The organism is Mahella sp., from assembly GCF_020054945.1.
Classification (GTDB): Bacteria; Bacillota; Clostridia; order Mahellales; family Mahellaceae; genus Mahella.
Genome location: NZ_JAIHAU010000066.1, coordinates 1 through 9,670, shown reverse-complemented (window position 1 = coordinate 9,670; position 9,670 = coordinate 1). Strand labels below are relative to the sequence as shown.

At 46.4% G+C, this 9,670-nt stretch carries 10 protein-coding genes and 1 pseudogene; all 11 read left to right on the top strand.

All coding sequences use genetic code 11. The features are described from left to right. The coding region (locus tag JG770_RS10215) for a cyanophycin synthetase (RefSeq protein ID WP_291958607.1) at window positions 1-493 on the top strand (493 nt) is incomplete at its 5' end. 5 nt (window positions 494-498) lie between these two features. Continuing rightward, the gene (gene spoVE, locus JG770_RS10210) at window positions 499-1,608 is read left to right on the top strand and encodes a stage V sporulation protein E (protein ID WP_291958605.1); all 1,110 of its coding nucleotides are present in this window, start codon (window positions 499-501) and stop codon (window positions 1,606-1,608) included. Window positions 1,609-1,623: 15 nt separating this feature from the next. Further along, the gene (gene murG / locus JG770_RS10205; RefSeq protein WP_291958602.1) at window positions 1,624-2,754 is read left to right on the top strand and encodes an undecaprenyldiphospho-muramoylpentapeptide beta-N-acetylglucosaminyltransferase; all 1,131 of its coding nucleotides are present in this window, start codon (window positions 1,624-1,626) and stop codon (window positions 2,752-2,754) included. Window positions 2,755-2,833: 79 nt separating this feature from the next. Beyond that, window positions 2,834-4,084: a UDP-N-acetylglucosamine 1-carboxyvinyltransferase gene (gene murA / locus JG770_RS10200; RefSeq protein ID WP_291958600.1), complete on the top strand. Its 1,251-nt coding sequence runs from the start codon at window positions 2,834-2,836 to the stop codon at window positions 4,082-4,084. 4 nt (window positions 4,085-4,088) lie between these two features. Next, on the top strand, window positions 4,089-4,886 hold the full coding sequence (locus JG770_RS10195; protein WP_291958597.1) for an FtsQ-type POTRA domain-containing protein: 798 nt from the start codon (window positions 4,089-4,091) through the stop codon (window positions 4,884-4,886). A 23-nt stretch (window positions 4,887-4,909) separates the two neighbouring features. Next, window positions 4,910-5,602: a DUF881 domain-containing protein gene (locus tag JG770_RS10190; RefSeq protein WP_291958594.1), complete on the top strand. Its 693-nt coding sequence runs from the start codon at window positions 4,910-4,912 to the stop codon at window positions 5,600-5,602. 13 nt (window positions 5,603-5,615) lie between these two features. Then, a complete protein-coding gene (locus JG770_RS10185) occupies window positions 5,616-6,341 on the top strand; it encodes a DUF881 domain-containing protein (RefSeq protein WP_291958591.1) in 726 nt (241 codons plus the stop codon). 16 nt (window positions 6,342-6,357) lie between these two features. Next, window positions 6,358-6,714, top strand: coding sequence for a small basic family protein (locus JG770_RS10180; RefSeq protein WP_013781202.1), 357 nt, complete (start codon window positions 6,358-6,360; stop codon window positions 6,712-6,714). A gap of 55 nt (window positions 6,715-6,769) precedes the next feature. After that, window positions 6,770-7,816: a cell division protein FtsA gene (gene ftsA / locus JG770_RS10175; protein ID WP_291958588.1), complete on the top strand. Its 1,047-nt coding sequence runs from the start codon at window positions 6,770-6,772 to the stop codon at window positions 7,814-7,816. Next, window positions 7,782-8,759, top strand: a pseudogene (gene ftsZ / locus JG770_RS10170) (cell division protein FtsZ); the annotation flags it as partial. The gene ftsA and the pseudogene ftsZ, both read left to right, overlap by 35 nt. 67 nt (window positions 8,760-8,826) lie before the next feature. Beyond that, the gene (locus tag JG770_RS10165) at window positions 8,827-9,492 is read left to right on the top strand and encodes an N-acetylmuramoyl-L-alanine amidase (RefSeq protein WP_291958581.1); all 666 of its coding nucleotides are present in this window, start codon (window positions 8,827-8,829) and stop codon (window positions 9,490-9,492) included. The last annotated feature ends 178 nt before the right edge of the window (window positions 9,493-9,670 follow it).

Here is a 9,670-nt window from a genome sequence, read left to right as displayed (position 1 = left end):
CATTGCTTATGCTATGGGCATAGGGCCTGATGTCATAGCGCAAGGTTTGCGTACATTTGAAGGTGTGGAGCACCGCATAGAGTTTGTCGATGAAATAGAGGGCGTGCGGTTTATAAATGATTCTAAAGGCACCAATCCCGATGCTGCCATTAAAGCCATAGAAGCGGTAGACGGTCCTATAATACTGATAGCCGGTGGTATGGATAAACATGCGGATTTCACCGGCTTTATAGAGGCATTTGACAATAAAGTCAAGGCCTTGGTGTTGCTGGGCGAGACGGCCGATCAGATAGCTTCTGCAGCCAGACGTATGGGATTTGAAAGCATATACAAAGTACAATCTTTGCAAGAGGCCGTAAAGCAGGCATGGCATTTATCATCAGCGGGCGACTGCGTTTTACTATCGCCGGCTTGCGCCAGTTGGGATATGTTTGATAATTTCGAACAACGCGGGATGGTATTCAAAGAGGCAGTCAGAGAATTGAGGAGGTAGGCGCATTGCCTAAAAAAGCTTGCGATTATCCTATATTATTTTCGGTATTATTGCTTGTAAGCATAGGCATAGTAATGGTATTCAGCGCCAGTTACAATTACGCTGTGGATACTTACAACGATGGATATTATTTCTTTAAACGCCAGTTAATGTGGGCTGTTCTGGGTTTTATGGCCATGGTGTTTATGATGAATTATGATTATCATAAGCTGGAGCGTTGGGCCAATGCTTTGCTTGTGTTGAGCATATTGCTGTTGCTTGTGGTTTTCATACCGGGGGTGGGGGCTACCATAAACGAGGCCACGCGATGGATAAAGTTGGGGCCTATAACCATACAGCCGGCCGAGATAGCCAAAATAGCTATGGTCATATACATGGCGCGAAGTATGTCTAAAAAAAATGATGCTATGAAGACTTTCAGCAAAGGCGTTGTTCCATATCTGATCATAGCGGGTATATTTTTCGTTATAATAGTAATGCAGCCCAATCTCAGTACAGCTCTGACTATGATAATGCTGTGCTTTGTTATGATGTTCGCAGCCGGGGCCAATATAGGTCACCTGGCGTCCTTGCTAGGCATCGGTGCCGGTGCGGCGGCCTATATAATTTCATCCGGCATTATAGCGGATACGTATTGGTATAAACGCATAATGATTTTCAGGGATCCATTTCAGGATGCCAGCGATACCGGATTCCAATTGGTGCAGTCGCTTTATGCTCTGGGCTCGGGCGGTCTCTGGGGCGTAGGCTTGGGCAATAGCAGACAGAAACAATTTTATCTGCCCATGCCCCAGAACGACTTCATATTTGCTATAATATGTGAAGAATTGGGTTTTATAGGTGGTGTGGCCATACTTTTTATCTTCATGTTTTTGATATGGCGCAGTTTGCGCGTGGCTATAACGGCAAAAGATAGCTTTGGCCGTCTGCTGGCCACAGGTATAATATCGATAGTGGCGCTGCAGGTTATCATGAACGTGGCTGTGGTCACATCGTCTATGCCGCCTACCGGCGTGCCTATGCCGTTTATAAGCGCCGGAGGTTCATCGCTTAGCATATCTATGGCCAGCATGGGAATATTGCTTAATATATCCAAGCATTGCGAGATCGAGTGACGGAGGTTTGATAGATTGAGGGTTTTAATTGCCGGCGGAGGCACCGGCGGTCATATATATCCGGCAGTTGCCGTCGCCAAAGCTATAATGCGGCATAGGCCGGAAACCGAAATATTATTTGTAGGTACGAAGAAGGGGTTGGAAAGCCAGCTTGTGCCTAAAGAAGGCTTTAAGCTGGAAACCATAACGGTAAGCGGATTTAACAGGAAACTGTCATTTGATGTATTTAAAACGCTGGCTGACCTTCAACATGGCTTAAAAGAGGCTCGCGGTATAATAAACCGATTTGAGCCTGATGTTGTCATAGGTACGGGCGGTTATGTATGCGGGCCGGTATTATTTATAGCATCGTTGAAACATATACCCACTGTCATACACGAACAAAACGTTATGCCCGGTGCCACTAACCGCATATTGAGCCGTTTTGTAGATAAAATAGCTATAAGTTTTGATCAGTCGGCTCAGTACTTTAACGTGCCTACGGGCAAAGTGGAAATTACCGGTAATCCTGTGCGGCGCGAGATAATAGATGCTAAGCCTCAGCCTTCGCGCAAGTCACTGGGGTTTTCTGCTGATAAGCCTGTGATAGCCATCATAGGCGGAAGCCGCGGGGCAGAGCGTATAAATCAGATGGCTACCGGCCTGATAGAGTGGGTGATAAAGCGGCGAAGGCCGTATCAAGTGCTGTTGTCTACAGGTAACGCGCAATATGAAACGGTGCTGAATGGCATAAAAAGCAAAAGCATTGATTTGGCCGCAAACCGCAATATAAAGGTATTGCCCTATATATACGATATGGGAGAGGCATTGGCTGCCGCCGACCTTGTGGTATCGCGAGCGGGTGCCATAGCTCTGGCTGAGATAACCGCCAGAGGATTGCCTTCTATATTGATACCATCGCCTAATGTAGTCAACAACCATCAAGAGTATAATGCCAGAATGTTGGAAAAAGAAGGCGCGGCGCTGGTTATGCTGGAGAAAGACATTACTCCGGAGACCTTTATAAAAGCTGTGGGACAATTGCTTGAGGATAAAGAGAGATTAAAAAACATGGCCGATAACAGCAGGGCGCTGGGCATAACTGATGCCGATGAGAGGATATACGACATAGTCAACCGCCTCGTGTCGTCCAAGCGTTTACCATAAGCTATTATTGTAACACCTCGGCGAGTGCTGCATATTATGGATATGTAAACTATAAGCATCTTTCGCGGGGGTGTTGGCTGTGTCTATGATGAGAATAGCAGGCGGTAGGCGCCTGAAGGGTAAAGTTAAAGTAAGCGGTTCAAAAAATGCCGCGCTTCCCATATTGGCGGCGACATTGTTAAACGGCGGTGTAAGCGTAATAGAAAATTGCCCGTATCTGGCCGATGTGGTGGCCATGATTGAAATATTGCAGTATATAGGATGCAAGGTGGAATACGATGATCATCGCGCAATAATAGACTCAAGCGGTTTAAATTACTGGATGCTTCCGGACAAGTTGTTCAAGGAGCTCAGATCATCCATAGTCTTGCTCGGACCGATGCTGGCGCGCATGGGGAAAGCCAGGTTTACATATCCCGGAGGATGCGACATAGGCAAACGACCTATAGACCTCCATCTGAAGGGATTGAAAATGTTGGGCGCCGATATAGGTGAAGATGACGGCCATCTCATATGCGCAGCTAACAAACTGATTGGCAATCATATAATACTCGGATATCCGAGTGTGGGGGCTACTGAGAATATAATGCTGGCAGCGGTTATGGCACAGGGCAAAACCGTTATAACCAATGCCGCACGTGAACCCGAGATATGGGATTTGCAATGTTTCATAAACAAAATGGGCGGTAAAGTGTCGGGCGCAGGCACCAGTATTATCACTATAGAAGGCGTGGATAGATTGCATGCAGTGCATCACAGCATAATACCCGATAGAATAGTAGCTGGGACATATATGGCTGCATCCGCCATTACAGGCGGGGATATAGTGCTCGATAATATAAATGCCGGACATATGGCCGCTATAATAGACAAATATAAGGATATCGGATGCGATATATCATCGGATGGCGATTCATTGCATGTAAAAGGCCCTCACCGTATATACCCGGTAGACATAACCACATTGCCGTATCCCGGTTTCCCGACCGATATGCAGGCTATAACCATGGCAGTGCTGACCAAGGCGGACGGTATAAGCAGAATAGTGGAGACGGTATTCGAGAACAGGTTCAGGCATGTAAATGATCTGATAGCCATGGGAGCTGATATAATGCTATGCGATAAGACCGCTATTATAAAAGGAGTGCAGGAGCTAAAAGGTGTTGAAGTCAAGGCCGAAGATCTGCGCGGTGGAGCAGCCCTTATAGTAGCTGCTTTGGCGGCATCCGGCGTTACTTTGATAGACGACATATATTTTGTGGATCGCGGCTATGAGGGCATGTGCGATGTTTTAAATAACTTAGGCGCTGATGTGTCTATCGTTTCATAGAGGTGTGGTTAAACGTATGATAAACTACGATTTTAATAAACGGATTGCCGATAAGTCGTTGGATATAATAAAAAGAAGAAGGAATATATTTCTATCTATATTGATGCTTTTTTTATTAGCGATACTGTTCCTTCTTCTTCTTACCACCGATATTTTTGATATAAGAAAAATAACTGTTTCCGGCAATGAGAAATTGTCGTATAATAACATTATCGATTTAAGCGGCGTTGTAATTGGACAGAATATATTTGAAGTGGACAAGCGGCAAGTAGAGAGGAGCTTGGAAACCGATCCGTACATAGTAGTCGATAGCATAAATCGTCGATTGCCGGCCGAATTGGTAATAAATATAACCGAACGCCAAGAGGCTTTAATGATCGAGGTTGCAGACGGGTATGCGTTAGTAGATCAGGAGGGTGTATACCTGCAACATGTGGAGAAAAAGGGGCAGTGGATGCTTCCTATAGTTATCGGCATGGATGATATGGTGTTCGATATGGGTGATAATATAAGCAATGGCTCTGATAAGGGCAAAGCGCTGGTTGAACTATATGCCGCCTTAAAGGAATGGGGCATGTTATCCAATATTACCCATATAGATATTCAGAGCGAATATGATATAATAGTTATGACCGATTGGGGTATGCAGATAAGGATGGGCGACAGCCAAGATCTGGATACCAAAATGGCATGGATACAAGCGGCGTTGAAGGACCTGGCGGACAAAGGCCAAACCGAACCGGAAGGTGTCTTGGATGTGGCATATGCCGGTCAGGCTATATACACGCCTTACTATAAATAAACCGTATGAAAGGTGAAGGGCTATTGAATAAAAAAAGCGGCCAGTTGGCGATAATGTTTGTAAGCATGATATTAGGCATAATGCTGGCAGCGCAGTTTAAAAATGTGCAGAGGGTAGGCGGCAGCACATCGATACAGCGAGCCGAAGAATTGACTGCGCGCGTGCAGAAACTGACTCAGGAAAATGAGGACTTACAGGAACAAATACGGCAATTTCAGCAACGTATACGAGAGTACGAGCAATCGGCTCAGAATACCGGCCAATTGGCTCAGACGGTGGAGAATGAATTGCAGCAGACGCGTATGCTGGCAGGTTTGACCGATGTGGAAGGACCCGGTCTTATCATAACCGTAGATGAGAATATTCCAATGGCTATACAATACGACAACCTGCTTACAATAGTGAACGAATTAAATGCTGCGGGAGCTGAAGCGATAGCTATAAATGAGGAAAGAATCATAGCTACTACTGAGATACGAAATGCGGGCAATCATATAAACATAAATACTACGCCTTACTCGCCTCCGTATGTGTTTAAGGTTATAGGCGATGCGGAAAATCTTGAAAAGGCTCTTACATTGCGCGGCGGTGTTGTGGATATGCTGAGTACCTATAGTATAACTGTAAGAATACAAAAAGCCGATAATGTCATGGTGCCTAAGTATGCCGGTGCTATAAAATTCAAATACGCCAAGCCCGTACCACCTAAGGAATAATGGTGATGTAGGTATGCAAAAAACGATGCAACAGCTGCTCATAGCATTTTTTCTGGCCATAACAGCCTTTCTGGCTATGCTGCAGTTTAAATCTCCGAGCAATGTAAACGATCCGTCTATTGCATCATCGCTGGAGAGGATAGAGAATTTGCAACAGCAGGTAACCGGATTGGAACAGCGAAAACAAGAATTGGTGGAAGAATTAAAGGGTCATCAGGCGCGTATGGCCGAGCTGGAAAAACAGGGCGGCGAGGATAGTACCTATATAAAGCACCTAACACAGCAATTAGACGACGCGCGTATATTAGCAGGGCTTACCGAGTTGGAGGGTCCAGGCGTGCAGGTTATATTAAACGACAGCGACAGAGAGATGATAGAAGGTAGCAATGTAAATGCTTATCTTGTGCATGAACAGGATCTGCTTAGTATAGTCAATGATCTTAAGGCTGCCGGAGCAGAGGCTGTGGCACTGAACGGGCAAAGGCTCTTGGCCAATACGCAGATAAAGTGTGGAGGACCTACTATAATAACCGATACCGAGCGCTTTGTACCACCATTTATTATAGACGCGATAGGGGATCCGGCGACATTGGAAGCCATACTTATACAGCCTGGTGGTATATATGATATACTGAAATATTGGGGTATACAGATAAACGTAAAGAAGATGGATAAGATAACCGTGCCCGGTTATTACGGGCCGGTAAACTTCAGATATGCAAAACCGGTTGAACGGTGAAAGAGGGTGATAGATTATGTGGCTGCCTATATTGGGGCTTATATTGGGATTAGCGTTGGGCTATATATTGCCCGTTAATATTCCTACGGCTTATGCGCCTTATGTATCCATAGCCGTATTAGCCGCTTTAGACTCCGTATTCGGCGGGGTCAGGGCATGGCTGGAGAAAAAGTTCGATATAGAGGTTTTTGTTTCAGGTTTCTTCGGCAATGCTATATTGGCTGCAGTGCTGGCATATATAGGGGATAGATTGGATATACCCATTTATCTGGCTGCTATATTTGCGTTTGGCACCAGATTATTCCAGAATTTTGCAATCATAAGGCGTTATATACTTAAGAGCATCAGCGGTAAAGACAAAATAGAGGATTGAGGGGGTTAATTATAAATGGGTGAGGTCATAGCTGCTCTGGACATAGGCTGAGAATATGGCCGATATAAATATAAATTCGGTATTCGCGGCGATACCGGGCGGGCATGTTTCGCTTATAAAAAATAAGGGCATTATAGCTGTTTCCAATGCCGATCGCGAGATAAGGCAGGCCGATGTGGAAAGGGTGCTCCAAGCCACTAAGGTTATGGCGGTGCCGCCCGGTAAAGAAATAATGGATATACTACCTATACAATATGTCGTTGACGGATACGATATGATAAAAGATCCTGTCGGGATGGTAGGCGTAAGATTGGAAGTAGAGGCTAATATTGCATTGGGTACTACCACATCGATTCAAAATCTGATAAAATGTATAGAAAGAGCCGGATTAAATATTTCCGCGGTGATTCTGGAACCATTGGCGTCGGCATCGGTGGTACTATCCGATGATGAGAAAGAACTTGGAGTAGCGTTGATAGACGTAGGGGCCGGGGTAACCGATATTTCTATATTTATAGACGACAATCTCGCTTATACCGCTATGATACCTGTTGGAGGTGGGCATATAACCAATGATCTCTCCATAGGCTTCAGATTGCCATTTTCAGAGGCTGAAAATATAAAAAAGAAATATGGTCAGGCCATGGTATCGTGGATTGAAGATGACAGTGATATTCCGATAAATAAGATGGGCGACGGGGTGCCTGCCAATATAAGTCAAAAGGAAATAGCATACATAGTGGAAGCCAGGGTGCAAGAAATGTTTAATCTGATAAAACATGAATTAGAACGCTCGGGCTACGCCGACAAGATACCCGCGGGCATAGTCTTGACCGGAGGAGGATTATCGTTGCTCAAAGGGGCAAAGGAATTAGGCCGCCAGATATTGGACATGCCGATAAGGATCGGCGCGCCGGATTTTATAGGTGTATCCAGCCCGACATTTTCAGTGGGCGTAGGCTTGATAAAATATGCGTCTAATAATAAGAAATATGTCTCTAAAGCGGGCGGTGCCACTGTGCGCAGGCATGAGCAGCGTTTGGACATGTCCTCCGTATGGGGTAAACAAAGGCGTGGAATTTATATCTATCAACACAGATAAGCAGGCATTGTATATGTCTCAAGCCAATCAGAAGATTCAGATAGGCGAAAAGATTACCAAAGGGCTTGGAGCCGGCGCTAATCCCGATATAGGCCAGAAAGCCGCCGAGGAGAGCCGTGATGAGATAGCCCAATCGGTGAAGGGCGCCGATATGGTATTCGTGACGGCCGGCATGGGCGGCGGTACCGGTACAGGCGCCGCGCCGGTAGTGGCGCAGATAACCAAAGAGATGGGCATATTGACGGTAGGCGTTGTTACCAAGCCGTTTGCCTTTGAAGGCCGCCAGCGCATGGTGAATGCTGAAAAAGGTCTGGCGGAACTCAAAGGCTATGTCGATACGCTCGTGGTTATACCGAATGACCGGTTGCTGCAGGTGGCCGAAAAGAAAACGTCCATGCTGGACGCGTTCAAGATAGCCGATGATATATTGCGTCAAGGCGTGCAAGGCATATCCGACCTTATAGCGGTACCTGGTCTGGTCAACCTGGACTTTGCCGACGTCAAGACCATAATGCGCGAGAAAGGGCTGGCCCATATGGGCATAGGCCGCGGCACCGGCGAGAATCGCGCTGTGGAGGCTGCGCGCCAGGCCATACAGAGTCCGCTTTTGGAGACCACTATAGAAGGTGCTAAAGGCGTATTGTTGAATATAACCGGGTCCAAAAACCTGGGTTTGTTTGAGGTCAATGAAGCGGCCGAATTGGTAGCCGAAGCGGCCGATGAGGAGGCCAATATCATATTCGGAGCGGTCATAGACGATGGCCTGCAGGACGAGGTGCGCATCACCGTTATAGCCACCGGCTTTGAGAGGACCGAAAAGAAAGCGGCTGTGCCTTCCAGAGATAAAAATAAGGCTGCGGCCAAAGAGGCGGCTGCCGGTATAGGCATCGATTACGACGAGCTTGACATACCAGCCTTTTTAAGGCGCAGCAAAAACAGATAATATATATAACATTGTGCTTTTTAAATACATACTATGCATAAGAAGAAAAAATAAGGAGAGAGAGCTTATGCATATATGTATTGATCCGGGGCACGGCGGCTCCGATAGGTATAACAGGGGGCCTACCGGCTATATAGAGGCTGACGGCGTGCTGGATATAGCGCTGCGCCTTAGCTACAAGCTGCAGCAAGCGGGCATAAAGGTTACAATGACCAGGGATGCAGATAGGACAGTGACGCCTGTGCAGCGCATAGCCATAGCCAATAATTCCGGTGCCGACGCATTGATATCGGTTCATACCAATGCGGCCACTAATCCTCAAGCTAATGGTGTGGAGGCTTTTTATTCGCTATTCACCACTACCGGCAACAAACTGGCGTCATATTTGGTCAATCAGATATCGGCGGATTTAAAATTACGCAATCGCGGTATAAAGACCAGAAAGGCTAGCAATGGCAGGGATTATTATTATATCATACGCGAGACGTCCATGCCGGCTGTTATAATAGAGTGCGCCTTTCATACCAATGTGAGAGAAGAGGAGTTGCTGAAGCAAGCCAAATTCAGACAGCAATTAGCCGATTCCATCGCCAAGGCTGTATTTAAATATTTTGGTATAAGCGAATCGCAGCAACCCGTACGTCCGGGGGTAAAGGTATATTATAACGGTCGTGATATTACCGCGCATATACAGCCGCAAGTCAACTACCCCCGTCTAAAGACGGAGGCATGAAGCCTCGGAGTTGACCAGCCTCAGCCCTTGACGGGCTACGTTATTCCGGTCAAGACACCCTGGGATGCAAGAGCCAGTTCCAGGCTCTGTCGCCAGCAGTTAAACAGCTAGCTCGGGGTAGTGCAAGCAGTGCTGTTGGCGCAAAAAGCCGGAATAACATTGGCGAGGCTCACATTAC

What these genes read in the sequence shown, in the direction of transcription:
- JG770_RS10185 (WP_291958591.1), top strand. Translation starts at nt 5,616, where the DNA reads ATGCAAAAAACGATGCAACAGCTGCTCATAGCATTTTTTCTGGCCATA.
- JG770_RS10180 (WP_013781202.1), top strand. Translation starts at nt 6,358, where the DNA reads ATGTGGCTGCCTATATTGGGGCTTATATTGGGATTAGCGTTGGGCTAT.
- ftsA (WP_291958588.1), top strand. Translation starts at nt 6,770, where the DNA reads ATGGCCGATATAAATATAAATTCGGTATTCGCGGCGATACCGGGCGGG.
- JG770_RS10165 (WP_291958581.1), top strand. Translation starts at nt 8,827, where the DNA reads ATGCATATATGTATTGATCCGGGGCACGGCGGCTCCGATAGGTATAAC.